Source organism: Emticicia soli (assembly GCF_037860775.1).
Lineage (GTDB): Bacteria > Bacteroidota > Bacteroidia > Cytophagales > Spirosomataceae > Emticicia > Emticicia soli.
Map to the genome: position 1 here is coordinate 33,193 of NZ_JBBEWC010000017.1, position 26,220 is coordinate 59,412.

Below are 26,220 nucleotides of genomic sequence, written 5' to 3' on the forward strand. Positions count from 1 at the left end.
TAGTTACAAACCCTTACCCAATAAACCCAATAACCGCCTCAACAAACTCATTCGGTTTTTCGGCTTGAATCCAGTGGCCTGCGCCTTCGATGGTTTCTACTGTAGCATTTGGGAATATCTTTTTTATCGCTGTTATGTCTTCATCATAAATATAGCCCGATTCGCTTCCTCTCATAAACAACACAGGTTCTGTAATTTCGCGGGTATCAGTAAAATCACCACCAATCTGGTAAATTTCACGGCTCAACACTGGTAGATTAATACGCCAGTCGAATTTACCCATATCGTTTCTATATAGATTCTTTAACAAAAACTGACGTTCGCCTACACTTGTTACGTAGCGGTCAAGTTGTAGTTCAGCCTCTTTTCTGTTGGTAAGCTTATCTAAATCAATAGAATTAAGCCCTTGAATGATATGTCCGTGGTGAGATGGGTAATACTTAGGAGCAATGTCAACGATTATCAACTTACTGAACTTGCCTTCGTGCTTCATCGCAAATTGCATAACAGTCTTCCCTCCCATCGAATGCCCAATAATAATTGGTTTATCTAATTGGTGTTCGTCAATAAACTCGTTCAGGTCTTCAGCCATTAATTCATAACTGAATTCTTCGCTTCGTGGCGACTGCCCATGATTACGGGCATCGAGCGTGTATACAGCAAAGCCTTTATCGGCTATCATTTTACTAATCGTAAACCAGTTATCTGACGAGCCAAAAACGCCGTGTAGAATCAATATAGGCTGTCCTTCGCCTGTTTTTCTAAAGAAAAGTTTCATCTGTTGGTAATATTATTTCGTAGCAAAGATAGAGATTTTAATTTTAGTGATTTCATCTTGAACTTTGATTTACCTGATTAACCTGATTTCACTGAAATCTTTTCAAATAAATCAACTCGGTTTTTACCAGTGTTGCAAATATAAAATCAGTTAAATCACAGTTCAAGACTAGACCTCCACCGCCCAAGTCCTATCAAAGCTTTGGTTTGCTTCTAATTTATTTATGCCTTCTTTGTTGCTTAGTTGTAGGTTATGATTTACGCTGTCTGCAATGCCACACCAAGGCTCAATACACACAAAATCGGCATCTTTTGCTGCCCAGATACCTAAGAATGGAAAATCCTTGAAATGAAACTGCAATTGGTAAGGTGTTTTGTCTGATTTCAGTGTTACACTATCTGCTTGCAGGTGCTTAAACACAAGCGCATCTTGGTAAAACAACTCTTTTGTGAGTGGCAGACGATTATTACTTATTGCCATTTTTTCGGGCGTGGTTTCTACTAAGCCACCGTCAGACAAAGGCCAGCGCATTAAATCCTCTGTGCTGTTAAATTCCAGGTAATAATCTTCATAGCTTTTACCTGCTGCAAATGGTACGGCAAAAGCCGGATGCCCACCTACCGAAAAGTACATAGTTTCTTCGCCTACATTCCTTACATCATATTTTACATTCAGTTTATTTTCGGCTAATGTATAATGTAGACGAAACTCAAATGCAAAAGGGAATAGCGCCAAAGAGGCTTCATCAGACTTTAAAAGCAGTGTTACGCTGTCGGCTGTCTGGTTTTCTATGGCAAACACACGGTCACGGGCAAAGCCGTGGCGAGGTAAGGTGTACGATTTCTTTTTATATATAAAGGTATTGTCTTTCAGTGCTCCAACAATCGGGAACAACACAGGCGAAGTTTTGCCCCAAAAGGCAGGGTCGGCCGACCACATATATTCTATTTGTGTAGGCAGGTGCACAAGGCTCGTTAGCTCTGCCCCCTTCGGATTTATAGTAGCGCTAATAACAGCGTTTGTTAATTTTATCATACAATTGAATCAATAATAATCGACTTGCAAGATACATATCTCTGCCGATTGACAACAAAAGAATCTGATTATTTATGATTCAACAAGTATCAGGTCTGAATGTTTAAAAACCAGCTCCCTATAAAAAGACAAAGGGTAAGGTTAGTACCTTACCCTGTTCTTTACGAAAAAGCATTATTAATAAAACTCATTTATTAATTCCATCTAACATTTATTAGTATCCTCTACCATAGCGGTCGTTATAACGGCCGTTGGCATATCCTCTGCTAAAATCATCGTATGTAATACGGTCTCTGTCACGTTTTTCACGGGCAATCCAGTTATTCAATATGGCTAAGTCTTGTGCCAACTCACGGCGTTCGCCTGCATCTAGTCGTCCATCACGTCTGAAACGGTTTTCTTTTGCCTCAATTCTTTCTGCTTCACGTAACAAAGGTTTCGCTTCTCTTGAAGTAATCTTGCCACTTTCTATACCAAAAGAAATCTGGCGGCGTGCTTCACGTTGGTAGCTATCTATTCTGTCGTAGTTAGTTTCGTATCTTCCACGTTTATCGTATCCTCTTTGCGCATTAGCACCGATGGCTCCTGCCACCAACATTGCTATCATGATTAACTTTCTCATAGTGAATTTCTGGTTATGTTAAATTGTTCTTTTTAAACTTATTTGATTCTTAGATGTAAAAGAATGCCCCGAGGTTTACTGCCAATTTGTTAACGATTAGTTAAGGGATGTTAACAGCCTAAAAATGAACCTATTAAGAAGATGTAAGCAGCATAAAATCGATAAAAAGAGTGTTTTCTAGCCATTTGGTTTAATAATAAGTCTAATTATTTTTATTGATAGATTAAACTCAATATTGAATCATGTGATTTTGTAGGGCTTTTTTTCCGCCTTATCAAAATAAATACGCCTACGTTTCGGCAAGTTTCTATTTTTGAAAAAAAATTAATTGTATGACAAGAGTTATTATAGCTGCCATATTTTGTTTTCAGTTATCAACAGTTTTTTCGCAGAGCCTTAGTCTGGAGCAAGCCGTTCAGCAAGGTATGGAGAATCGTATCGAATTAAAATCACAGAACCTGAACCTTCAGATTGCTTCTGCCGAAAACGATAAGCTAAAAGCTCGTTGGTTACCACAGGTAAATGGTAACGCCGACTTACGCTGGAATACCCAGTTGCCTACCACTGTACTCCCTTTTGCCCTACCCGGCACAGGCGAATCTCAGACAGAAATAAAGCTGGGAAGACCTTTTAACAATACATTTGCTGTGCAAGCCGACCAGAAAATATATGATGCCAACCGAAAGATTGACCGCCAGTTGAACAACACACAGGTAGAAGCACAAAAAAATACACTAGAGCAAATACGTATCAATATAAAGCAAGCCATTACTGAGGCTTATTATAATTGTGTATTTGCCAAAGAAAAACTCAATCTATCGGCATTGGCTTTGCAAAGAGCCAGCAGCTATCAGGAAGTTGGGCAAGCCCGATTTGAGCAAGGGGCTATTCTGAAAAATGACCTGGATAAACTCGAACTTGATGTTAGTAATGCCAAACTAGCCCAAACCAAAAACCAACAGGATTATGAGCTAGCACTGATTGCACTACAATACCAGATGAACACCACTAGTAAAGTTGAACCGGCAGAAGACCTGCAGAACATTTTCAATTACTCGCAGATTATTGAAAGTGCATCGAATATCGACAAGCGGACAGAAATAAAAGCTGAGGAATTGAATTTGAGGCTAAACGAAATTAATGTACAGAAACAATTGGCGAGAAATAAGCCTAGTGTATCTGCCTATGGTAATTATTCATATTTTCAGTTGGCCGAAAGTTTTAATCCGTTTATAAAAAACACCTGGTTTCCGTCTAACTATATAGGGCTTAGGGCCAATGTACCTATTTTTGATGGCAGACAAGCCCGCCTTACCGCAAACGATTTTAAAATACGCCAGCAGATAAACACATTGAACACCGAAAGGCTGCGAAACGATTTTACTTATGAATCGAAAAGTACATGGAATACCCTGCAACAATCGAAGTTGAATTTAGATGAAGCCCGAAAAAACATTGCACTTGCTCAAAGAATATTAGAGACAGATAAGTTTCGTTTCGAAAAGGGCGTGATTCTGCTAACAGACTTAAAAAATACCGAGTATTCACTACAAAGTGCCGAGAATCAATATCTAGCAAGCATTTACAATTTTCTGATAGCCAGTGTAAGATACAAAAAGGCGAGCGGAAATTTATAATTTAGCATTACCAAAAAAGGGTGGAACGCAATAAGCTATTCCACCCTTTTGGTTTTATATTTAAACAAGGCTTCAAGATACAATTCTTGCCTTTTTTAATAAATAGGTTCGTAAATGATTAATGCTTTTGATAGCAGCCTTTTTGTTATCTTTCAACAATAGGTCGTATATTCCCTTTATCTGGCTTTTGGCTTCTTCTTCTGAGCTTAGGTTGGCCACAGATACTTCTAGCTGATAAAGAAGACCGTTTATTTGAACCATATCGGTATCCATTAAAATAGCGGCTCTTAGTTGGCTGGCGTTTTTCTCAAACTCTACACTGTTTTCGTATTCATTAGCCTTTTCTGCCGAGTAGCTCTGGCGCTCAAAACCCTCTTCGGGCACACCATTAAAGGCATAGTAACATATAATAAGCATAAAAAGTAGAACAGATAAAAAGTTCTGAAAGTATGTCTGACGCAGAATAAGCATTGGATGTTAAATTTTTATAACAAAATACTCACTTCGAGATTAATTAGAGTTTATCTGAATATTAAGAAAAAATAAACTTTACTAATTCCAAAGTACCCTAAGACTGGCATAAACAGTAACAAAGCGCATTGTTTTAGCAGTTTCTTAATATTACGGCAATATTGAGTTTAAATCTTAGTGCGACCTTTGTGGCTGTAAAATGAAAGGAAAAATGAAAAAAATACCTTACCAGTTAAATCAATTTCAATGGAAAGTTAGCATCAATGTGATTGATGGCTTTAGTGAAGAGCGTATCTACGAGGATTCGGACGATGAATTTTATGAAGAAGCATACGATGGAGATGATTTTGATGAAGATTACGAGGACGAACGCTCTATTAAAGAGATGAAACTCGCCGCTTGATGAAGTTTAATACATACGTTATTATAGTTTGTTTAGGTTAATTGATTGAAGATTAGCAGAGGAATTTTTCTTCTGCTTTATTTTTTTCTTTACATTTTGGTAATCTGTTCTTAATCAATACTTTATAAACATTGCGGATATTTGTTAACATGAACAAGGGAAAACATTTTCGTACAATCGTGCTTTCAGACCTCCACTTAGGAACAAGTGGCTGCAAAGCCAAAGAGGTAACCGAGTTTCTTAAACAATACCGCTGTGAACGCCTCATTCTTAATGGCGATATTATTGATGGCTGGCAACTAAAGAAATACGGTAACTGGAAGAAAAAACATACTGCATTTTTTAGAGTTGTGCTAAAAAAGATGGACAAGCATGATACCAAAGTGATTTATCTGCGTGGTAATCATGACGATTTTCTTGACCAGATTCTTCCGCTGGTTGTTGGACGCCAATTCCAGATACGCCGTGATTACATTCTAAAATCAGGCGATAAGCGATTCTATGTTACACATGGCGATGTTTTCGATAGCATCACCACAAACATGAAATGGCTTGCTCACCTAGGCGATTTGGGCTATACTTTCTTACTATGGCTTAATAAAAACTACAACAAATATCGTGAGTGGAGAGGTTTACCTTATTTCTCTCTATCGCAACAGGTAAAACAGGCGGTTAAACTCGCTGTTAATTATGTAACCGATTTTGAAGAAAAACTTGCCGAATTAGCCAAAGCCAAAAACTGCGATGGTATCATCTGCGGGCATATTCACCAACCTGCTATCCGTGAGATAGATGGCGTATTATACCTTAACTCCGGCGACTGGGTAGAGACGATGTCGGCACTGGTAGAAGATTTTGATGGCAATTGGAGCTTGGTTTATTACTCAGTAAGTGACTGCCAGACTGAAGAAGAACCAGAAGAAGAGACCGAAGAAACCAAAGAAGAACGTTTTGTTTTACCAAGAATAGCAGCAACTCTATGAGGTTTTTGTTAATTGTACAGGGAGAAGGCCGTGGACACCTGACCCAAGCCATTGCTCTGACCGACATATTAGAGAAAAACGGGCACACAGTAGCCGGTGCCCTGATAGGTACTGCTACGGGCAGAGAAATACCCGCTTTCTTTACCGAAAATTTTAATAAGACAATTATTTCGTTTTCTAGTCCTTATCTGGCTTATTGCCAGAAAACAAAGGCGCTTGATATACCCAAAACCATAAGCAATACACTTCTGAACCTGCGTGCTTATTTACGTAGTCTAAAAAAAATTCAACAGCATATTGAAGAACTGAACCCTGACGTTATCATTAATTTTTATGATGTTCTAGGCGGAATGCACCATTTCTTGTTCAGGCCTAAAGTACCAATGATATGTATTGCGCACCAATATTTATTGCTTCATCCCAATTTTCACCACCCTAAAAACCACTGGTTAGACAAACTATTGGTAAACACCAATACCCGTATTACCGCCTTAGGTGCCTCTAAAAAACTGGCTTTATCGTTTACTCCTTTTGAAGACGATAAAGCCCAGAAAATTTTCACGATCCCCCCGCTACTACGTTCTGAGCTTTCAAAGCTTAAAACCGAAACACACAATTACTTACTGGCCTATGTAACGCAATATTCGTTGGCCGAACAATTAATGGCTTGGCATGATAAAAACCCAACGGTTGAACTGCACTGTTTTTGGGATAACCCCAATTACAGCGACACTTATCAGTATTCGCCTAAGTTGCACTTTCACAAAATCAATGGCAGAAAGTTTCTTGAAATGATGCAAAACTGCCAGGGATTAGTTACCACCGCAGGTTTTGAGTCGGTTTGCGAAGCCATGTATTTAGGCAAACCTACATTGATGATTCCTGTACCTAAACACTACGAACAAGCCTGCAATGCCATAGATGCCAAAAGAGCAGGAGCAGGCATTGCTGCAAAAAGCTTTGATTTAACATCGTTCATTAATTATTTACCCACACACACCGACATAAGCCCCGAATTTAAGGCTTGGCATAGCCGCAGTGCTTTTATCTTTTTAAGAGAGATAGAAAGCCTTTTCGATACCCACAGCGCAGTGCGTATGCGTCGTCGTGAGTTAGTGCCACAATTTGTTAAACGTTTTGCTCTGGCCCTAGTATCGCCTTTATCTAGGCATTAAAAATATTGACTCATGCAGTGTCACCAATAGAAAATCTGCTGTTCAAACCAATAGTCATGAAAACAGTATATTAAAAAAGACGGGAGTTTTTCCCGTCTTTTAGTTTATAGCCTATCTATAAAGCAACTCTACTATTTCATCACGCTTTTTACTTCTTTACCAATCTCTTTTCCGTTCTGAAAATCATACCCTAAAAACTTAGCGGCCGTTTTGGCTAGCTGATTCTGAAACAACTGGCCTTCCGTTTTGATTTCTCCTAGCGCCGGAGTATCCGGCCCTATTACGGCAAACCAAATCTGGTAGCAATCAGACACTCTTTGCCCGTGGCTTGTCCATTGTGCTTTGTTTTTATCGCCTCTGCCGTGGTCTGTTGTGATAATAAAAGTAGTTTTATCTTTATATTGAGGTGTGCTTTGGCAGTATTTCCACAAATCGCCAATGAATTTATCTACTGTATTGGCAGCATAAAGATACTCGTCGTATTTAGCCTCATGCGCAAACTCATCGGTTTCATCAAACGACAAAAAGAAAACCTTTGGATTGTTTTTCTTGATGTATTCTTTAGCCAGATAATAAGTAATAAAATCATGACGGTCACTGGCTTGGCTAGGGTAAGTAGATTGAATTTCGTTAAGCAAGGCTTCTTTATCTGTAAGTTTGCCTTCTACTAATTCTCTGCCTGCATTTACCGGAATACCGCTACGTGGTTCGTTAATGATATAAGGAAACACATCCCAAGTACCATAAGCGGCTACTTTGCCTTTCAGGTTTTTCTGCTGATTCAAAAACTCTAATACCGTAACGTTTTCGTTGAGTTTCTTATCATTAGAGTTTACTTTATCATCCGGATAACCCGTCAGAATCTCGTTATAGCCCGGATACGAAAACCAGTAAGGATTCAAAACATTTACTTTATTGTTGTGCCAACGGTTCCCATATATCTGGCCTTCTTTGGCAATTGTATTCCAGAAGAAAGGCAATAGTTTTTTTCTTCTTTCTTCAAGCGTATCAGAACCGAAAGTCTTCTTTAAATTGTCGTGGTTTCTTACAAATTCTTTTTTGTTCAACAGAGCCGAATCAATCCCGCCGAACATTTCCTGCCAACGAAAACCGTCAGTTGTGATAATAAATACATTCTCGGTTTTGTTCTGAGCAAATACCTCAACCGTTAAAAAAAGCAACAAGAGTAATTTCTTCATAGTAAATAGATGTTTTAGGTGATATTTTGTGAGGAGTCAACAAAGTACTAAATTTATATACTAAGCCCGAAATCAAAAGGCTTAATTCTTACTTAAATAATTCTGAATTAATGAAAGGAAATGTGCCAGCTCTGGCAATTGCTGATGCTCTACCTTTGCAGCTTCGTCCCATCGGCGCATCCGAATGATGACATCAAAATAAGGGTTCTTTTCAAACGCTTCGGCTTCTTGCTGCTCCATTTTTCCGCCCTGAAACTCTAATGTGTGTTTACTGGCATCAGAAAGGTTGTTATAATAGGCAGGATTGGCATAACACAGATAACGCTTTGCATTTACATGGTTCTCGACCAACACAGCTATTTTATCAGAGAATCCTCTTTCCCTTAGCCAATCGGCAGCTACACCTTCGTGGTCTTTACGGCCGTAGGCTTCCATTAGTTCGGTTTCTGAGCTGGCAGGCAACAAGTGGCCTATGTCGTGCAGAAAAGCAGCTATCTGCACCTCATCATCAAAACCCGATTTCTGAGCCAGAATGGCCGACTGCGCAGCGTGTTCAAACTGGCTTATGGGTTCGCCGTAATATTGTTCATCGCCCTGCGACAAGAATATTTCACGAATCTCATTAATAACTTTGCTAATGTCTGTCATCTTGATTTATGAGTATCAGGTTCAATTAAAAAGTAGCGGAACAACGCTCCGCTACTTTAGTCTCTTACCTATGATGTACAAAAAACTATTTCATTATCCAAACAGCATCATTGATATCGTCTTTACCACCATATTGGCTCTGAATAGCAGCATTGTAGTTTGTGGTATTTGTAGTACGCTCTGAAAGCGGATACTGCCAACGAATAGCAATACGGTTTGAGTTACCATTACCTACACCCGTTTCAAATTTAGGGAAACCAGTACGTCTCCAGTTAAAATAAGCTTCCATTCCTGAGTTCATAAAGAATGCTGCATATTTCTGGCTAACAATCTGCTGTAAACCTTTAGTGGTTTTACCTGCATATTTTACCATATCCTGGTTGTAATATGTATCAAAACTAAAGTTAATCGTGTAGTTGGCCAAATCACTAGCAGCTCTACCACCTGTTTTTGAGTAGGTCATGGTGTTTACTCCTTCTTTTACTCCGTAGAAACTCATTGAAGCCTGAATACCTTTTTTGTACCATGCTTCTGCATCGCCTGTTCCCCAGCTATGGTGATAAGCCTCTGCAATGTTGAAACACATTTCAGGGTAACCAACAATAAAAGTATTTTCACCAGTATAATTGCTGTAATAACGTGAGCGATTCTGGAACGAGTAAAGACCAGGAGCAAAACCAGCCCCATTGTCTCTTCCGGCTTTGTCTGACATATCAGCTAAGTCTTCTGCTGAGCTTGCACCTACAAACGCAGTATAGTCTGATGGCAATTTACCGGCTTTTAGTTGGCCACCTGCAGGCTCACATGTAATCATTACACGTGGGTCGTTCATTGTTGACAATAACTCAACATAGGTTTTTGCCATGTTTTGGCGGGTAGCATCAAAACCGAAGTTATCAGGGTTTGACGGATACTTGTTGAATTGGTTGTATCTGAACTCAAGGTTGTCTTCTAAACCAGCCAATAAAGGGTATTTAGTAGGGTTACCCAACATTTCGGCAAAGCGTGCTTTTATGTTCAATTCGGTATCAGCTTCTTTTTTACTAAGCAAAACCAATATTCTTAGTTTGTAAGCATTTACTACTTTCTGCCATTTACGAAGGTCTCCACCGAAGTAGAAATCACCAGCTACAGTTGCTTGTCCTTGTGTAATCAAAGAAGCCATATTATCATTGGCTTCGTCTAACCATTTCAGAATCTGTACGTACACAGCCTTCTGCGTATCATATTTAGGTGTAGTATTTTCGATACCTTTCAATGCTTCTGCTAAAGGTAAATCACCTACACGTTTTGCCATTTCATCAAAGAAAAACGCACGGAAAAACTTACCAAGTGCTGTATAACCGTTTACATCGGCCAAACCTGCACGTTTAGCTTCCTCTTCCATTTTAATAACGTTTTTAAGCGTATTGTAATGGTTAGGTGAGGCTGTCCAGGTATATTCGTTGGTAGCGTAGTAGTTATAGTTCGAGCAGTAGTACTGGTTCCAACGCATTTCGGCACTAAATGGGCGGCCAATGTTATTTGCCATGTCAGACTCAACACCCTGCAACACCAGCGATGCAGGAACGTTTACCGGGCGGTTAGGGTCCTTTTCAAGGTCTTCAAACGATTTTTCGCAACTGCTAAGGCTTACAGCCAGTACTGCGAAAGCTCCTGCGAATAATTTATGTATCTTCATTTTTAAATATTTTTATCTTAATGATGTTGAAATAAGGCTCAGAGTTTACTGAGCAATAAATTGTATCTACTGATTAGAAAGTGAAATTAAGGTTAACACCGAATCTTCTTGTAGATGGTGTTTGCAGACCCGAACCACCATCGTTGATGTACTGATTCAAGTCAATATCTTTCTTCTCAGCAAAATACAATAGGTTTCTACCTACTACCGATACCGAAGCGTTTCTGATAGCTTTACCAAACCATTTTTCTGGTAATGTGTAGCCAATTACAACCTCACGTAGCATAGCAAACGAGCGGCTCATTAAGTTACCTTCGTCTGTATTGTAATAACGGCTTACATAGTCTTGTACAAATTGTTTTGTATCGTTGGTTTTGTATTGCAATTCGCCGTAGTTAGTAACCAAACCGTTAGCATCAAACTGAATAGGCACACCATTTGAAACCTGAACTCCTTGGCCAACATAAGCTCTTATACCTTTGTAATCTTGCTCACGTGCAATACCCATTTCGCCTTGTGTAGTACCAATGTGGCGACCACCACGGTATGTTTGGCGTTGGATATAGTTAGAGATTACCCCACCAATACGGCCATCGAACTGGAAGCTAAAGTTGATATTTTTATAGTTGAATTTGTTGTTGATACCAAACACAAATTTAGGATTAATATAACCTAAGAACTGTGCAACAGGCGTAGTAATAGGGCGGCCAGAAGCATCGTTAACGATTTCGCCTTGTGGAGTTTTTACAAATGCCGAACCGTAGAATTTATCAAGACGGTCACCAACTTTGAAAAATGTATTAAGGTTTTCAACACCCGGGTAAATTTCTGTTAATTTCTCCTGGAAAGTTGAGTAGTTTACAACTACATCCCAGTTCAAACCATCAGGATTTTTCAATGGAGAACCTGTCAGGGCAACTTCCCAACCTCTTTTCTGAGTTTTGATACCGTTTACTAAAGCGGCTGAATAACCTGTAGTTGTAGAGATTGGTAAAGAGAAGATTCTTGGCCCTTCGTTCGATACGAAGTAAGTTACATCAAGACCGATACGGTTTTGCAAAATTCTGAAATCAAGACCAAATTCTGATTGCGAAGTTGAGCTTGGGTTCAACAATGGGTTATTTAAAGTACCAGTAAAATATCCGGCTGGCTGGTTGTTATATGCAAATGGTGTAGAATAAACCGCAGCATTGCTATAAGCCGGACCATCGTACGGAGAATAATATTGGTCGCCGTATCCTAGTGGGTTACCATCGCCTAAGCTAGGTGTTGTACCAATAGTAGAGCGAGTTAAACCGTCTTTCACGTTAGCATACGAACCTCTCAATTTGAAGAACGAAATAACCGATGGTAGGCTTAGGTAGTCTGATAAAACTGTTGAAGCAGAAACCGACGGATAGAAGAATGTATTGTTACCTGATGGCAACGTTGAAAGTTTATCAACACGACCCGTTGTACCGATAGTAATAAAATTTTTGATGGTAAAGTCAGCAGAGTAGTAAGCTGAATTTACACGCATTGCTGAGTTGAAATTAGCAGTACGAACTGGATTAGCCGAGTTGTTGAAGTTATACAAACCCGGTACGTTCAAATAATCGGTAGAACCAAATTGTGAGCTATACTCAAAAGTACGAATATTACCACCAGCCCAGATTTTAGCGTTTAAACCACTTACTAAATCTTTATCAAATTTCAATAATACGTCGGTATTGTTTTCAAATAAGTTACGACGGTCTTCACGGTAATCACCACGACGCTCGTCACGGCCATAAGAACCAGCAGAATAAGGCATTTTTTCGTTACGGAACAAGTTCCATGTCGTAATTTGTGAACGAAGCGAGGCCTCAAGGTAGTCGGTAAATTTATAAGTTAAAGCAGCTTGACCGATGATGTCAGTTTTTTGGTGACCTCTCAACCACTCGTAGCTCATGAAATACGGGTTGTTATAACGTTGGTACTCTGCATATATTTGTTGGATACCTTCTTTACCCGGTTGCCAGTAGTTACGCATATCGTCAACATCCCAGTCAGCTCCTGCCCACAAAGTCATGTTGTAGATAATTGAGTTAGGGCCGTAGTTAATATCAGGGATATTTGGCGTGTATTGTCTGTTATACTGTAAGTTCGATTGGAACGAAAGTCTGTCAGAGAATTTGTAATCTGCACTTACGTTGAAGTTAGAGATATTCAACTTTGTATTTGGAACAATACCACGTTGTGAGATTTGCGAAGTTGAGAAACGCAAGTTATATTTTTCGCCAGAAGCAGAAACCGATACGTTATTAGTTGATAAAATACCCGTTTGTAAGAAACGTTTCAAGTTGTCTTTACCACGGGCAATCCAAGGTGTTCCTTGTCTTACGCCAGTTACAGGGTCAACAGGGCTATCGTATTGTGGAATCAACTGACCCTCAAATTTAGGGCCCCAACCACCATCGTAGTCACCGTCGTTCAAACCACCACCTTTACCATCACCAAAAGCATAACGACCGTGGTCACCCGGGCCATACAAATCTTGCGTTTGTGGTATTGCATAAAAGCCTTTATCAAACATAGTTGAAGAGTTTACTTCAACCGAGAAACCACGTTTGTCTTTCGAGCCACGTTTGGTTGTAATCAAGATAGCACCGTTTTTACCACGGAAACCATAAAGTGCCGATGCAGAAGCACCTTTCAATACCGAATAAGTTTCGATGTCGTCAGGGCTGATGTTCCATGTATCAGAGTTGATAGGTACACCATCAACTACGTATAAAATCTCTGTATTTCCACGTAACGAAATGTTTGGCTTACGTAATAATTCAGGTTGTGCACCAATGGTTAAACCTGCAACTTTACCTGCCAAAGCATTGATGGCGTTTGGTTCACGTGCCTTAACGGTAGATGCTCCATCAATTGACTGGATAGCTACCCCAATACGACGAATATCTTTTTTGATACCCAAGGCTGTTACTACTACTTCGTTCAGCGTTTTGTTGTCTTCTTGCAAAGTAATGTTTAGTGTAGTCTGGTTTCCTACTGTGCGTTCTTCTGTTACGAAGCCGATAGCAGAAAATACCAATACAGCGTTTGAACTAACATTGCTTAATCTGAAATTTCCGCTGGCATCAGAGTTTGTGCCTTGGTTACTGCCTTTTACTAATACGCTTACACCGGGAATCCCATCGCCATTAGCCGAAGATACCTTCCCGCTTACTGAAGTCTGTGCATAGGTTGCTTCACTGAAGAACAGACTGATCAGGAAAACTACCATGCATAATAGGAGTTGTTTTTTCATTGAATTTTGTTTGATTTAAAGAGAGTTATTTGTTATAAAGCTTCTAAAGGGTTAGCATGTTTTTCAGGTTGCAAAAGTACAATTCTTAAATTCATCGAATATTAAGCAACAATTAAGCTATTGTTAAGTAAATGAGCGATTTACTACACTTTTCGGTACTTTTTGTGCAAAAACATGAAAAAACAGACATTTTTTAAGAATATGAGTATTTCTACTTATACTATATTTAGTACAATTAAAATCTACTAGCAGACACGCCAAAACAGCCTATACTGCTCATGCAAACGGAGAGGTCAGATAGTTGTTTTCTGAGTTTGAAGAATGGTTTAAATGGTGGTTGTAAAACTCTTTTTAATAATACGTTTATGTTAGCTTAAAAGCCGGTAAATCAGCAAGCGAGTAGTATCTCGGAATACGTTATTAGCAATAGGTACACTAAAAGTCTCCGATAATTATCAAATAAAAGATACGTGTTTGGGTACTAGCGAGTGGTTTCTTTTCATAATAGGCATTTTAGTTTTTAAAATTGGTGTTAAGCTCTACTTGGCTGTAGGGTTCAGCACTCGAATTTATTACCTTTTTTTACTAAAAAAAATGTCCTTCTTAATTTTTTTTAATATTTTTTTAATATTAACTCAGGCTTCATAAAGCACTTATTAAAAGGTAATTCTTGTTAACTTGTGCATCACAATTAGTTTACTAAAACATAACATAGCAATCTGATTTTATTCTTGGCATACTTGTAGTTTTGAAGTCTAATCAACTCACAAAAATGCTGAATGTATTTGAATCAAAAACTTTTATACAGCCCTCAGTTCTTAGCGTATTTAATGAAATAAAACATTATCTGTATCCGTCATACCGCTATCTCCAGGGCAATTGTCATTGTAATGCTCACTTAGGTTCGCTGCTATTGAAAAAATACGATATTCCGCACAAAAAAATATGGGTATTTGCGCCTTGCCGCTATTCTGAAACCTCGACTGAGGTTTTCAAGATTCATGACCATAATCACATTGCTCCGCGTGGCTACATCCGTTGGGGTTATCATGTAGCTCCTATTGTTGAAGTCGGTAATCAGGAATTGATTTTTGATTTTAATTTTTCAGAATCTGCTCCGCTCAGCCGTGAAGAATGGTTGTCACATATGCCAGCCAGCACTTATAAATGTGTAATTGAAGAACCCGACAATTTTCTATTTTACTCTTCACCGTCAATCAAAAAACCAAACAAGAGTCTTTTCAATGGCAACTTTTATCCGATTGAAGGCGATTGCCTCGAAAACAAGTGGTTTGAAAAAGGACTAGCAGCCAACGAAACAGCCTTACTCATGCACGAAGAAGTAATAAAAACAGCTATCAGAAACAAGGCAAATGCTACGCTTATTAATGACTATAAATACCTGATTGGTAGCATCAATAACTTTGAGTGTGTGTTTAGAGACAAAGGCTTTAACAAAAGAATGACGCCAGAGTTTCAGGAAAAACACCACGACTTAATTAATTATTATAGAGGTGTTTTTGATGATAACGTTGATAGGTGGTCGTTACTGATAAAACAACTTTCAGAGTAACAATAAAAAACATGGCATGAATTGCTTCATGCCATGCTAATTAATCATCTATATATATACTATATATACTGTGGTTGTGCTAATTAATAATAGATTCGGGGTTGAGCTTGCGCCTGTTTTTTCTGCTTTTGTTTATCAACAATAACCCCTGTTAAGGCTCCGGCACCAGCACCTACACCAGCACCAATCAAGGCACCTTTACCTTTTTTATCTTTAGCAATTGCTACCCCCGTAAGAGCACCTACACCAGCACCAATCAAAGCACCTTTTAGTGGCGTACTCATTTTTTTCTTAGCTGGGGCTGTTGATCCATAAGAAACCGGCGTATAAGTACCACCATTACCAGCACTGGCATAACCGCCATCTCGGTAAACTACAGTTTCTTTGGTTCTGGTAGTTGCTTTTTCAGCCTCTGCTATTTTAGCTTCTTCTCTTGCCAGATTCATTGAGTCAATAGTTGCTTGTTTTACACGCTCAATCTCTACTACTCTATTTACTGAGTCAATGGCAGCCTGGCGTGCTGCTTGTATTTCTTGCTTTGTGTTTTCTTTATTGTTACAGCCCATCGTAGCTGCTACGACCGAGGCTATTATTATTACATTTTTCATAATAGTATTCATGTTTTAATTGTGGTCTTTGACAGTAGCCCTTTCTAAAAGTTTAAAATTTGTACTATCGACTGAAATCAATCAGCTACTATTTATGTAAAAAATTTCAAGCCCAGATTTACAACAAGAGCACCAACCCAACATAAATCACTCAAAATCAATGCGTTAAAAAACTTCACAAAGGAAATTTCAGCTTAGAGCATTTTGGCCAAAATGAGCATTTCAATATATTTTCGGGAAAAATTTTCCCCAAAAATGTTAAAATTTAGACATTCACGAAAAAAAGTGAGTCTATAAAAAAGCAGATTAGGAAGACGAATTTCTTAAGAATGTAGATGTAAAATAGGTGTAATAAAATAAATTTTTCGTGCATTTCCCAAACTGGCTTAACAAAAACATAATATGTTTTATCGAAACAAGTCTTTTATTTTTGTCAAAAACAATACTTCGCATGTATCCAATCAAATTAGTCGTTTTCGATATGGCCGGAACTACGGTTCAGGATAAAAAAGAAGTTGAAACCTGTTTTGCACAAGCTTGTGAATATGTAGGTTTAAAAGTATCGGCCGAACGGATTCTAGCCTTACAGGGCTATTCTAAAATAGAGGTTTTCAGAATGCTTTGGGAAGAAAAATCAGGCAAAGACCACCCCGAATATGAAGAAAACGTAATCTATTCGTACGACTATTTTCGATTAATACTAGAAGACCACTACCGCAAAAGTGAAATTCTACCTACTGAAGGTTGTTTAGAAGCTTTTGAGTTTCTGCGTAAACACCATATAAAAATTGCACTTACCACAGGTTTTTATAGAACTGTAACTAATATTATACTAGATAAACTAGGTTGGCTCGATGGCCTGGAGTACAATTATGTAAACACGTCGGGTCGCTCAGTTATTGATGTTTCTATTGCCAGCGACGAAGTACCTAAAGGCCGACCAGAACCTTATATGATTCAGAAAGCCATGAAATTTATGGGAATTTCAGACCCTTTTGAGGTTATCAACATCGGCGATACGCCTTCTGATTTGAAATCTGGCGTAAGAGCCGGCTGTCGTTTATCGTTAGGCGTTGTGAATGGCACACATACCAGCGAACAATTAACTGTTATCCGTAATGATGGCTTGTTAAATTCATTGAAAGATTTAAAAGACATTATTATTAATTTAAGTGTTCTTAGTGAAGCATAAATGAAAAATTTCGACTTAATAATTGTAGGCAGCGGTATTATGGGGGCTTTCCATGCCTTTCATGCTGCAAAAAAAGGCAAAAAAGTATTAATCATAGAGAAAGACAATTTCCCTGTGAGTTCTACTGTCCGTAATTTCGGGCAGGCTGTACCTTCAGGCTCAGCCGGAAAATGGTTTGATTTTGGCAGAAGAAGCCTTGAGATATATAAAGATATTCAACAACAGTTCGATATATCGGTCAGAAGAAATGGCACTATCTATTTTGCCTCTGACGATACCGAATGGCAACTAGCCAACGAATTGTATGAAATACACCAAAGCCAACGCTACGAGTGTATTCTGCTTTCGAAACGCCAATGCCTTGACCTATACCCTGAGCTAAAGCAAGACTATGTGCGTGGTGGTATTTATTACCCTAACGAAGTAAGCGTTGAGCCAAACCTGCTTATTTACCGAATTCTGCAATACCTGCAAGAGCAACTAGGTGTTACATATCTTACCAATACAAGTGTTATTGATTGCGTAGAGGAATCAGGCAAAGTAACTGTAACTACCGCCGACAAAACACAATACACTGCCGACAAGGCTATTATTTGTAGCGGTTATGTATTCAATCTGTTGTTTCCTGAGGTTTATGCACAAAGCGGCATGATAGTAAGCAAATTACAGATGTTACAGACCGTGCCATTGACCAATGTTTCTATTAAAGGTAATATCCTTACAGGTCTTTCTATCCGCCGTTATGAGTCGTTTGAGCAATGCCCATCGTTTAAGAACATTACTACACCTGAGCATTATTCAGAATTAAAGAAATGGGGTATTCATATCTTGTTTAAACAAGCCATTGACGGCTCTATTATTATTGGCGACTCGCACGAATACGCGCCCGTTGGCAAGACCGACGAATTGGGTTTTGATACTAAAACGTATATCAACGAGCTTATGCTGAAAGAAGCCGAGAGAATCATGAGTTTTCCGGTTCGTAAAATTGCTCGCTCGTGGGCAGGTTTCTATGCCCAGCATCCTGACGAGATTTATGAGCATGATATTAGCCCAAATATTCATATCCGCACAGGTATTGGCGGCAAAGGTATGACAACCAGCGCAGGCTACGCCGAAAGCACCATTAATGCACTATTCTAATATACAAAGGCACGATTGAGGTTATCTTAACCGTGCCTTAGATTTAAACCTTTCTTAGGTAGTAATTTTACACACTTCTACCCTGCCTAAAATATTTTCTTCTTTTAATTGAAGTATAAAGCCTCTCAAAACGTTAATTACACATACCAGTAAAACTGCGAATGAGTAAGACAGACGAAAAAGCTTTTTTTAGATTATTTCTTGAAGCCTACGAAAAATGCTTCTGGAAGAGCATGGACACGCCTATTTCTGAAACAGAAAGCAAGTATTTCTCAAATGATATTCAGGAACGTACAGGGCTGGTAATAAGCAAAAAAAGCATAAAAGATTATTCGTTTTATATTCTCAATTCTAATACAGTTCAACAAGACCTCCCTAGTCCTGCAATTCTGGATACACTGGCCCGTTATATAACTAATGCCAGTAAAACAGATGAAGTTACTCGTAAGAAAAAAGAAGCACAGTTTAAGTATTGGCAAAACTATAGAGATACTTTTGCTAAGGCAATCAGCCTTAAACGCAGGCGTCGTAAACCCATATTTTTTTTCAACTTCAAAATCTGGGATTTAATTGCTATTCTATTTTTGCTCACAACCACAGCTATCTATTTGTACCGAAACTACAATATATCTCTTGATTTTTTTGATATTTTCACACCATTCAGCAACACTCGTTAAGGTTTAAAGGTGGGATATGGCTGCTCATAAAGTAGCTTTTAGTCTTAAATCAGAAGACTATGTAGATTAGACCGACTTATAATTTATTGATGCGTATATAGGTTCCATTTAAAAACCCTCTGTATTTTTGCAGCATAATTGTTTTCCATTCATAAATAATCCGTTTACACTATGTCAGCTTGGTATCAAGGAAAAATTCGTTATCAGAAAATAGACGAAAAAGACAAAACCATTAAAATTACAGAAGTATATCTGGTAGACGCCGTGTCTTATACCGATGCCGAAGCAAGAATCTACTCAACTGTGGCTTCAAACACGCCAGATTTTCATTTATTCGGGCTTTCACGCATGAAGTTGCAAGAAGTATTTTTTGTTGAAGATGGTGCCGAAACCTGGTTTAAGGTAAAAGTAAACTTCATGAGTTTCGACGAAAAAACGCAGAAAGAAAAACGCACGCCTTTCAATATGCTTATCAATGCCGAAAACCCTCTAGAAGCGTATCAGCTAATCAGCGAGAGACTAGGCACTGTAGAAGATTACCAAATTACCGATATTAACATCACCAATATTCTGGAAGTAATTCCTTACGATGAGGTTGACGAGAAACTAAAAAATGGCAATTTCAAGCCATTGGCTGAGGTTTCGGTTGATTGATTACATTTAATCCCTATTCAAAAGAGTCAATTTTCGTTGGCTCTTTTTTTTATTTATCATACCGAAAAACATATATTTGTAGAACAAACCATTGTGACTACAACTATATGAAAAAACTTTTCACACTCCTTCTGGGTTTCCTATTTAATTTTTCGTCGGCTCAAATCACCTTTTTTAAAGAGCTTAATACTACTGAAGAAGGCTCATATCCTGCCAATTTCACCGAAATAAACGGCACTACTTTTTTCACGGTTAAAGATGTTGAAACTTACAAACTATGGAAAACAGATGGTACCGAAAACGGGACCGTTCAGGTATCAGACCAAGCTGTTTTTGCTAGTTCATCATATGAGAATACGATAAATTTATATGCATTCAATAACGAACTGTATTATTTTGTTCAAGATATAGGCTTTAACTCTCCTATAAGCCTTTGGAAAACCGATGGTAGTGTTAAAAATAGTCTAGGCGATGCTGTTAAACTTTATTTCTTTAATAATAAGGTATATTATTTTGGAGATAATAAATTATATGAAGTCGAAAATGGTTTAAAAACTCCAATTAAAGAATTCATTAGTTATAACGGCCTAAATATGTATTATAGGCCTACTATCATCAATAATCATTTGTTTTTTTTCACTTTACAACACCATTCTAATTCATTATTCCCTAGGTTAAGTGTATGGAAAAGTGATGGAACTGAAGCAGGTACAAGTATTATTAAAGATATAGATAGTTTAACTCATAATATATCTTTTAGCTACAAAGAATCGTTAAATCAAGTTTTAGCGGTTAACAACGATGTTTTTTTTACAGTCAAGAGATATACTTTTAGACAAAATGGAACAGGGGTTGATAAAGCGATTATAGAACTTTGGAAAACAAATGGAGTAGAAACTGAAATCGTAAAAACTTTTGACGATACAGATTACTCTTATCAAACAGACGAAACTTCTAGTTTAGTAAATTTTAATCAGAAACTTGTTTTCATCTTAAAACACTCTCAATTGTGGATAAGCGACGGGACTGCTGATGGAACCAAACGCCTAAAAACTTTTGGACATATTCATGATGACATCTATAATAAAAAATGGGCTTTTTTGAATAACAAGTTTTACTTTTCAGCATATAATAACCAACAAGCCGAACTATGGGAGTCTGATGGAACAGATACCGGAACTGTTTTAGTGAAGGCTCTAGGTCCAACTACCAGTTTTGTACCCAGTTTCTTTGCTACAATCAATAATAGAATAGTTTTCAGAACTAATACCAATGAATTATGGCAGTCAGATGGTACTAGTGCAGGTACAAATTTTGTTCAGACGATTCCCACACTAGCACAAGACTTTGGTATAAAACCAGAATTTATATACACTTCAAATAATACGCTCCTATTTGCAAATTATGATACTCAGCACGATTATGAATTATGGAAAAGCGATGGGAGTATTCAAAACACAGGATTATTAAAAAACATAAATACTAGTAGTAAAAGCTCACTGATATCGAATAAAAAAGTAAAAGTAGGCAAAATATGGTTTTTTAATGGCAGCGACCACCGTGGTGGCGAACTATGGAAGACAGATGGAACACCCGAGGGCACAGTTATAGTAAAAGACCTGAATCCCGGTACTGCCGGTCTCACCATTGCAGAAATTGTTGCTTTAGGTAACACTGTCTATTTCACAGCCCGATTTTACAACCAAAATAGCCTCCGCCTATTCAAGTCTGACGGTACTGAAAACGGAACAGTAGAAATTCCACTTTCCAATGGTACTCAGTATCCCGTAAGTCCTTACAAATTAGTTGTAAGCACCGAAAAACTATTTTTCATAGGCTCGGGTAAACTGTGGGCTTCTGATGGAACCGAAAATGGCACTTATCCTCTTCAAGCTACTTCAAATTATAGCGATTTGCCGAGTACTTTAACGGCTGTTGGTAATAAGGTCTTTTTTAGCTTGGGTAGTTTATGGGTGAGCGACGGCACACAAGCTAATACGCATCAGGTTTTCCCTTCTAATGTAGATTCGCCTCTTGCACCTATATGTTTTATAGAATTTAAAAACAAACTTTATTTCTTTGCTGGCGTTCAAGGGCAATTCGGAAAACAAGCACTCTATGAATCTGATGGTACAATAGTCGGCACTAAAATTATTAAGGAGTTTGATGAAAGTATACAGCTTACCAACAGTATATATTTATTCTTACAAAAAACTCCAGACCGATTGTATTTCCGTGCAGGTCATGGTATTGGCACAAACCTAGGAGATTACTATTTCAATTTATGGACAACTGACGGAACGACTCAAGGTACTTATCAATTAAAAACAATCAACTTTAAAGGTTTTCCCGATATTAGCTTTACCAATATTAACAGCCAGTTTTATATATTTTTGGAACCCAAGTCTGTGCAAAGTAAGTTAGATGTTTGGACAAGTGACGGGACAACACAAGGCACATATAAAGTATCAGAAAAAACTGCTTATTCAAATGTTGTTTCAAGCGCTCCGCTTTATAATAGGCTATTCTTAAGCTATTATGACCCACAAAATGGCATGGAGCTTTTTTCAGTAAATAAAACAAATACCGACATTAGCTTAATTAGTGAAATAAGGGTTGGAGTTAAAACTTCTTATGTACAAAACCTGATGGATTTTGATGATAAAATACTATTTTGGGCGAATGATGGCGTTCGTGGGACTGAACTATGGCAATATTTGCCATTAGATTGTAATGGAAACTGGAATATCTCAAAAAAATCAGGTAGTTGGGCTTCGCCTGATACCTGGACTTGTGGTAGGATTCCCACTGCTGATGATGTGGTAATCATTAAAAGCGAACACACTGTTGCCCTACCACCAAATTATAATGCTTTTGCAAAGTTCCTGACAACGCAAACAGGGGCTACTTTAGACATTCCCAATAGTTCAACACTCTTGGTGAAACCATAATAAGCTTCATGAATGAGGCATTTATAAACTAATGCCTCATTCATCTCACGCCACCTCCGACTTTGGCGATAGCTTCCACCAGACACGGCCGTTTAAATGCTTGTTTGTAAAGTAAATCAGTTGTACAACCAATAGAATAAGACAAACGCCTGATATAATATAGCCAAATGTAATAACTACATTTACAAAAGAAATCTGTTTCAGGAAAAACTCACGGTATAATAGTAGCAATACACTACCTAAGTATCCGATTGAATCGCAGATATATACCAGAAATCCCACATTACCTTTTGCTTTAAATAAAGCTATTAGCCGCTCAAATACTACAGTTTGTATTAATAAATAAGGTAAAAACAAACCAATACCTAAGCTCAACATCCATAATTGGCCGAAATAATTTGCTGCTGAAAAGCCCAGGTACTCACGCCACAAGCCGCTACGGCTATAATCATCATTCCTGAAAAAGTGAGGTATGAGTAGAAATTATTACGGATAAAGGCTATTAGTGCTATGAGGCTCACTACCACTAGCCCGATTGTTGTTTCTATTTCTGAGAAAATGATTTTACTAAATTTCGGGTCAATTTCCCGCCAAACTTCTACTGCAAAATTATCCCGAAAATCACGCATGGTAGCCATTAGCAGATACATACCTACAAAGCAAAACATACCTATGCCAAATTCTTTTATTATTTTCTGCTTATCAGTCTTTGTCATGGCCACACGTCTGTTTCTGAGCTTTAAATCTTCTTCATTAGGCGGTGGTATCTGTGCCAGCATCCAGACAAAGAGCAAGAAAAAAGGCAGAAAGATAAGCCCGATTACGTAAGGTAAATGAAACTCGCTAATTTGGTAGGTTTCTTGCAGATATAGGTAGATGGTCTTTAATACGCCCGAAGTCATAACAAGATTTAGGCTCAGGCCAAGCGATAGAAATTCAGTGAGTTTGCGACCTTCCAGAAAACTAAAAATAACTCCCCAAACCATACCTAAAGGCAGACCATTGAGAAACAAAAAAGCAAAATTGTAAGGAAAAGGCACATAGCCAAAAGCAAGAAGAGATATTTCGGCAAAGGCTATTAAACCAATAATCAACACAACACGACTTTTGGCTTTTAGCTCGGCTATTACTTTTATGCCTATTATTTTTGATAACATATAACCGAATACCTGCGATATAATCAAGATACTCTTATAGCCCATACCCCATAACTCATAGTTTTCGTATAAGCCTGTTGTAAAGGGCTTACGAAAAGCATACATACAAAAATAAGTACCAAAGGCAGCTATAATGCACCAGACTATCAACAATACTTCAGATTTCTCGAGGAGCTTCTTCACAGGTTGTCATTATTAAATGAACCTGTAAGTTCGGCAAGCAATATAAACTCAGCGTTAAGCCAATATTAAATATATTTCCTGATGTAGCTAGGTGAGATAAAGTGCCGATTATATATTTCAATAATATATTTCTGATGTAGAACTAATTCCACAATCCATATACGTAGCATTCCACATTAACACATAATAATAACCTTGTTACTACGTATAAGCACCTATGTTGCTTATAAAATACATATAAAACCAACTGGACTAAGGTTTTTAGATAATATTCTATACGCCATATTACTAAAAGTCTTATTAATCCATAAACTTATGAACTCGTCATCTTTAAAATCACCTCTTTATCTGAAACTGGCACAAATCATTATGGGTTTACTAGCCTTTTTCTACATTCTTTACATAGGGCAAAGCATCATTATTCCTTTTCTGCTGGCAACTATAGTAGGCATCTTGCTTAATCCGATGGTTAATTTTTTATCAGCAAGAGGTCTCAACCGGATTATTGCAATTCTTCTGAGTATTCTGGCAGGTACTATAGTAATTGGTGGTGTTTTATTTTTTATAGGTTCTCAACTAGTAATGTTCAGTGATTCGTTTCCGCAGTTTAAAGAGAAGTTTGATGGTTTTGCACAAGACGCTATAAATTGGATTTCACAGACATTTAATCTTAGTAAGCCAAAGATTCAGGAACTCATCGAAAACGCCAAAAACGAAGGCTTTAAAAACGGAGCTATGGTAGTTACCAAAACCTTAGGCGCTATGGGTAGTGTATTTACATTGGCTGTGCTATTGCCGGTATATATCTTCTTGATTCTTTTCTACAAACCGCTCTTACTTGAGTTTATTGCCATGCTGTTTCAGGATGTAAAAAAGAATCTGGTAGAAGAGGTACTTTATGAAACCAAGACCTTAATTCAAAGCTATCTGATTGGTCTATTGATTGAGACTGTTATTGTAGCAGCACTAATTTCAGTAGGTCTGCTGGTTCTGGGTATTGAATATGCTATTCTGATGGGTATCATTGCGGCTATTATGAATCTGATTCCATATATAGGTAACCTGATAGCAATGGTTTTTCCGATTACAATGGCACTTACTACCAAAGAGCCAAGCTATGCTATATGGGTTATCGTGCTTTTCTCGGTTGTGCAGTTTGTAGACAATAACCTTATTGTACCTAAAATTGTAGCGAGCAAAGTAAAAGTAAACGCCCTTATTTCTATTATAGTAGTACTTATCGGTGGTGCTTTATGGGGCGTTGCAGGTATGTTCTTATCGATTCCATTGGTTGCTATTTTAAAAGTTATTTTTGATAGGATTGAAGAGCTGAAACCATTTGGTTTTCTGATAGGCGACAACCAACCCCGGGTCGGTAAGGTTATATTTAGTTTTAAGGGTATGAATAAGAAAAATAAAGAGAAGTGAGATTGATAAAAAAGAAAAAGCCAGAAGCAAGGCCTCTGGCTTTTCTGATTTAACACCAATATGAATCTGCTGATTCAATTCTCAACCAAAGGGCTGATAGTCTTTTAGTGGTTAAACTAATATCTTTTATTGTATAGATTTAGGTGTGGGTGCTACCCACTCATTGAGTTGTTTACTGTAAACCAGGTTGGCATCAGGCCATTCAACATAGTGTTTCATTGGCAGATATTTATCTAGGTTACCATTTTTTATGAGTTCTGTAAATAAAAACTTCCCTCTTTCTTTTACCAGTTTTTCTTCTAAATGTGGTGTATTTACTACTTCTTCAAAATCGGTTGGCATCAGGTTCTTGCCCATTTTGTAGCGACCAATCACCCCTCTTTTATAAGGCAGATTACCTACCGGACGAACCACAAAAAAATAATGCGTACTATCTGGGGCAACGTAATAATTTTCGATACTGAATTTTGGTAGAGCAGCCACATAAAACTTCCGGTATTGCGGAAGAAATCTTGTTTGATTGCTTGACTGAGGAGCTTTTACATATACATAGGTAATGATATTTGTCAGTAAAGAATCTTGTTGTGCTTTATCAAAATAGGTATTCACATTGTATTTGTCTTTTTCGCAGGCTAAAGCTATCAGACAAATACTCATCAAAAAAAACTTTCTCATATTGGTGTTATTGTAATCAGAAAAATAAGAAAAGAACAAGGAGGCTTGAGGCCATCCTTGTTCTTAACCA

The 26,220-nt window shown here is 37.9% G+C and carries 21 protein-coding genes and 1 pseudogene; 11 read left to right on the forward strand and 11 right to left on the reverse strand.

Going from position 1 to position 26,220, the window contains the following annotated elements; genetic code table 11:
• Positions 1–13: 13 nt before the first annotated feature.
• The 3 genes from WAE64_RS22125 to WAE64_RS22135 all read right to left on the reverse strand — a co-directional run bounded on the left by WAE64_RS22125 (position 14) and on the right by WAE64_RS22135 (position 2,435).
• Entirely contained in the window at positions 14–778 is a 765-nt protein-coding gene (locus WAE64_RS22125; protein WP_340239964.1) for an alpha/beta fold hydrolase, read from the reverse strand.
• Between the two features lie 168 nt (positions 779–946).
• Positions 947–1,813, reverse strand: a complete 867-nt coding sequence (locus WAE64_RS22130; protein WP_340239965.1) for an aldose 1-epimerase family protein — start codon at positions 1,811–1,813, stop codon at positions 947–949.
• A 214-nt stretch (positions 1,814–2,027) separates the two neighbouring features.
• Positions 2,028–2,435 carry a hypothetical protein gene (locus WAE64_RS22135; protein WP_340239966.1) on the reverse strand — a complete coding sequence of 136 codons (408 nt, stop codon included), beginning with the start codon at positions 2,433–2,435 and terminating at the stop codon, positions 2,028–2,030.
• A gap of 332 nt (positions 2,436–2,767) precedes the next feature.
• Between WAE64_RS22135 and WAE64_RS22140 the strand changes: the two genes are divergently transcribed.
• A complete protein-coding gene (locus WAE64_RS22140) occupies positions 2,768–4,072 on the forward strand; it encodes a TolC family protein (RefSeq protein ID WP_340239967.1) in 1,305 nt (434 codons plus the stop codon).
• Positions 4,073–4,144: 72 nt separating this feature from the next.
• Here WAE64_RS22140 and WAE64_RS22145 read toward each other — a convergent pair whose 3' ends face one another.
• Positions 4,145–4,543: a hypothetical protein gene (locus WAE64_RS22145; protein WP_340239968.1), complete on the reverse strand. Its 399-nt coding sequence runs from the start codon at positions 4,541–4,543 to the stop codon at positions 4,145–4,147.
• A gap of 211 nt (positions 4,544–4,754) precedes the next feature.
• On the opposite strand from WAE64_RS22145, the gene WAE64_RS22150 reads away from it, so the two are divergent.
• The 3 genes from WAE64_RS22150 (at position 4,755) to WAE64_RS22160 (ending at position 7,104) form a co-directional block, all read left to right on the forward strand.
• Complete coding sequence (locus WAE64_RS22150; RefSeq protein WP_340239969.1) at positions 4,755–4,946, forward strand: hypothetical protein; 192 nt, start codon at positions 4,755–4,757, stop codon at positions 4,944–4,946.
• 149 nt (positions 4,947–5,095) lie between these two features.
• Entirely contained in the window at positions 5,096–5,929 is an 834-nt protein-coding gene (locus WAE64_RS22155; RefSeq protein ID WP_340239970.1) for a UDP-2,3-diacylglucosamine diphosphatase, read from the forward strand.
• On the forward strand, positions 5,926–7,104 hold the full coding sequence (locus WAE64_RS22160; protein ID WP_340239971.1) for a glycosyltransferase family protein: 1,179 nt from the start codon (positions 5,926–5,928) through the stop codon (positions 7,102–7,104). The genes WAE64_RS22155 and WAE64_RS22160 overlap by 4 nt, the downstream gene beginning before the upstream one ends.
• A 131-nt stretch (positions 7,105–7,235) precedes the next feature.
• Here the strand turns inward: WAE64_RS22160 and WAE64_RS22165 are convergent, their stop codons facing one another.
• The 4 genes from WAE64_RS22165 to WAE64_RS22180 form a co-directional block, all read right to left on the reverse strand.
• The gene (locus WAE64_RS22165; protein ID WP_340239972.1) at positions 7,236–8,303 is read right to left on the reverse strand and encodes an alkaline phosphatase family protein; all 1,068 of its coding nucleotides are present in this window, start codon (positions 8,301–8,303) and stop codon (positions 7,236–7,238) included.
• A gap of 81 nt (positions 8,304–8,384) precedes the next feature.
• Entirely contained in the window at positions 8,385–8,951 is a 567-nt protein-coding gene (locus WAE64_RS22170; protein ID WP_340239973.1) for a phosphonate degradation HD-domain oxygenase, read from the reverse strand.
• 85 nt (positions 8,952–9,036) lie between these two features.
• On the reverse strand, positions 9,037–10,632 hold the full coding sequence (locus WAE64_RS22175) for a SusD/RagB family nutrient-binding outer membrane lipoprotein (RefSeq protein WP_340239974.1): 1,596 nt from the start codon (positions 10,630–10,632) through the stop codon (positions 9,037–9,039).
• A gap of 73 nt (positions 10,633–10,705) precedes the next feature.
• Positions 10,706–13,909: a SusC/RagA family TonB-linked outer membrane protein gene (locus WAE64_RS22180; protein ID WP_340239975.1), complete on the reverse strand. Its 3,204-nt coding sequence runs from the start codon at positions 13,907–13,909 to the stop codon at positions 10,706–10,708.
• Between the two features lie 772 nt (positions 13,910–14,681).
• Between WAE64_RS22180 and WAE64_RS22185 the strand changes: the two genes are divergently transcribed.
• Positions 14,682–15,482: a protein-glutamine glutaminase family protein gene (locus WAE64_RS22185; RefSeq protein ID WP_340239976.1), complete on the forward strand. Its 801-nt coding sequence runs from the start codon at positions 14,682–14,684 to the stop codon at positions 15,480–15,482.
• 83 nt (positions 15,483–15,565) lie between these two features.
• On the opposite strand, the gene WAE64_RS22190 is transcribed toward WAE64_RS22185, so the two are convergent.
• A complete protein-coding gene (locus WAE64_RS22190; protein ID WP_340239977.1) occupies positions 15,566–16,090 on the reverse strand; it encodes a YMGG-like glycine zipper-containing protein in 525 nt (174 codons plus the stop codon).
• A gap of 451 nt (positions 16,091–16,541) precedes the next feature.
• On the opposite strand from WAE64_RS22190, the gene WAE64_RS22195 reads away from it, so the two are divergent.
• The 5 genes from WAE64_RS22195 to WAE64_RS22215 all read left to right on the forward strand — a co-directional run bounded on the left by WAE64_RS22195 (position 16,542) and on the right by WAE64_RS22215 (position 22,707).
• Complete coding sequence (locus WAE64_RS22195; protein WP_340239978.1) at positions 16,542–17,282, forward strand: HAD family hydrolase; 741 nt, start codon at positions 16,542–16,544, stop codon at positions 17,280–17,282.
• Positions 17,283–18,425: a TIGR03364 family FAD-dependent oxidoreductase gene (locus tag WAE64_RS22200; RefSeq protein ID WP_340239979.1), complete on the forward strand. Its 1,143-nt coding sequence runs from the start codon at positions 17,283–17,285 to the stop codon at positions 18,423–18,425.
• Positions 18,426–18,586: 161 nt separating this feature from the next.
• Positions 18,587–19,102 carry a hypothetical protein gene (locus WAE64_RS22205; RefSeq protein WP_340239980.1) on the forward strand — a complete coding sequence of 172 codons (516 nt, stop codon included), beginning with the start codon at positions 18,587–18,589 and terminating at the stop codon, positions 19,100–19,102.
• Positions 19,103–19,273: 171 nt separating this feature from the next.
• A complete protein-coding gene (locus WAE64_RS22210) occupies positions 19,274–19,756 on the forward strand; it encodes a DUF4494 domain-containing protein (RefSeq protein ID WP_340239981.1) in 483 nt (160 codons plus the stop codon).
• Positions 19,757–19,863: 107 nt separating this feature from the next.
• Positions 19,864–22,707 carry a hypothetical protein gene (locus WAE64_RS22215; protein ID WP_340239982.1) on the forward strand — a complete coding sequence of 948 codons (2,844 nt, stop codon included), beginning with the start codon at positions 19,864–19,866 and terminating at the stop codon, positions 22,705–22,707.
• Between the two features lie 45 nt (positions 22,708–22,752).
• Here the strand turns inward: WAE64_RS22215 and WAE64_RS22225 are convergent.
• Positions 22,753–23,969 (reverse strand): annotated as a pseudogene (locus tag WAE64_RS22225) (DUF5690 family protein).
• A 393-nt stretch (positions 23,970–24,362) separates the two neighbouring features.
• On the opposite strand from WAE64_RS22225, the gene WAE64_RS22230 reads away from it, so the two are divergent.
• The gene (locus WAE64_RS22230) at positions 24,363–25,475 is read left to right on the forward strand and encodes an AI-2E family transporter (RefSeq protein WP_340239985.1); all 1,113 of its coding nucleotides are present in this window, start codon (positions 24,363–24,365) and stop codon (positions 25,473–25,475) included.
• Positions 25,476–25,601: 126 nt separating this feature from the next.
• Here the strand turns inward: WAE64_RS22230 and WAE64_RS22235 are convergent, their stop codons facing one another.
• A complete protein-coding gene (locus WAE64_RS22235; protein ID WP_340239986.1) occupies positions 25,602–26,150 on the reverse strand; it encodes a hypothetical protein in 549 nt (182 codons plus the stop codon).
• Between the last annotated feature and the right edge of the window lie 70 nt (positions 26,151–26,220).

Coding starts and splice junctions, on each gene's coding strand:
- WAE64_RS22130 (WP_340239965.1), bottom strand. CDS start 1,813: ATGATAAAATTAACAAACGCTGTTATTAGCGCTACTATAAATCCGAAG.
- WAE64_RS22235 (WP_340239986.1), bottom strand. CDS start 26,150: ATGAGAAAGTTTTTTTTGATGAGTATTTGTCTGATAGCTTTAGCCTGC.
- WAE64_RS22125 (WP_340239964.1), bottom strand. CDS start 778: ATGAAACTTTTCTTTAGAAAAACAGGCGAAGGACAGCCTATATTGATT.
- WAE64_RS22210 (WP_340239981.1), top strand. CDS start 19,274: ATGTCAGCTTGGTATCAAGGAAAAATTCGTTATCAGAAAATAGACGAA.
- WAE64_RS22135 (WP_340239966.1), bottom strand. CDS start 2,435: ATGAGAAAGTTAATCATGATAGCAATGTTGGTGGCAGGAGCCATCGGT.
- WAE64_RS22185 (WP_340239976.1), top strand. CDS start 14,682: ATGCTGAATGTATTTGAATCAAAAACTTTTATACAGCCCTCAGTTCTT.
- WAE64_RS22155 (WP_340239970.1), top strand. CDS start 5,096: ATGAACAAGGGAAAACATTTTCGTACAATCGTGCTTTCAGACCTCCAC.
- WAE64_RS22230 (WP_340239985.1), top strand. CDS start 24,363: ATGAACTCGTCATCTTTAAAATCACCTCTTTATCTGAAACTGGCACAA.
- WAE64_RS22140 (WP_340239967.1), top strand. CDS start 2,768: ATGACAAGAGTTATTATAGCTGCCATATTTTGTTTTCAGTTATCAACA.
- WAE64_RS22215 (WP_340239982.1), top strand. CDS start 19,864: ATGAAAAAACTTTTCACACTCCTTCTGGGTTTCCTATTTAATTTTTCG.
- WAE64_RS22170 (WP_340239973.1), bottom strand. CDS start 8,951: ATGACAGACATTAGCAAAGTTATTAATGAGATTCGTGAAATATTCTTG.
- WAE64_RS22195 (WP_340239978.1), top strand. CDS start 16,542: ATGTATCCAATCAAATTAGTCGTTTTCGATATGGCCGGAACTACGGTT.
- WAE64_RS22145 (WP_340239968.1), bottom strand. CDS start 4,543: ATGCTTATTCTGCGTCAGACATACTTTCAGAACTTTTTATCTGTTCTA.
- WAE64_RS22175 (WP_340239974.1), bottom strand. CDS start 10,632: ATGAAGATACATAAATTATTCGCAGGAGCTTTCGCAGTACTGGCTGTA.
- WAE64_RS22205 (WP_340239980.1), top strand. CDS start 18,587: ATGAGTAAGACAGACGAAAAAGCTTTTTTTAGATTATTTCTTGAAGCC.
- WAE64_RS22200 (WP_340239979.1), top strand. CDS start 17,283: ATGAAAAATTTCGACTTAATAATTGTAGGCAGCGGTATTATGGGGGCT.
- WAE64_RS22165 (WP_340239972.1), bottom strand. CDS start 8,303: ATGAAGAAATTACTCTTGTTGCTTTTTTTAACGGTTGAGGTATTTGCT.
- WAE64_RS22180 (WP_340239975.1), bottom strand. CDS start 13,909: ATGAAAAAACAACTCCTATTATGCATGGTAGTTTTCCTGATCAGTCTG.
- WAE64_RS22190 (WP_340239977.1), bottom strand. CDS start 16,090: ATGAAAAATGTAATAATAATAGCCTCGGTCGTAGCAGCTACGATGGGC.
- WAE64_RS22150 (WP_340239969.1), top strand. CDS start 4,755: ATGAAAAAAATACCTTACCAGTTAAATCAATTTCAATGGAAAGTTAGC.
- WAE64_RS22160 (WP_340239971.1), top strand. CDS start 5,926: ATGAGGTTTTTGTTAATTGTACAGGGAGAAGGCCGTGGACACCTGACC.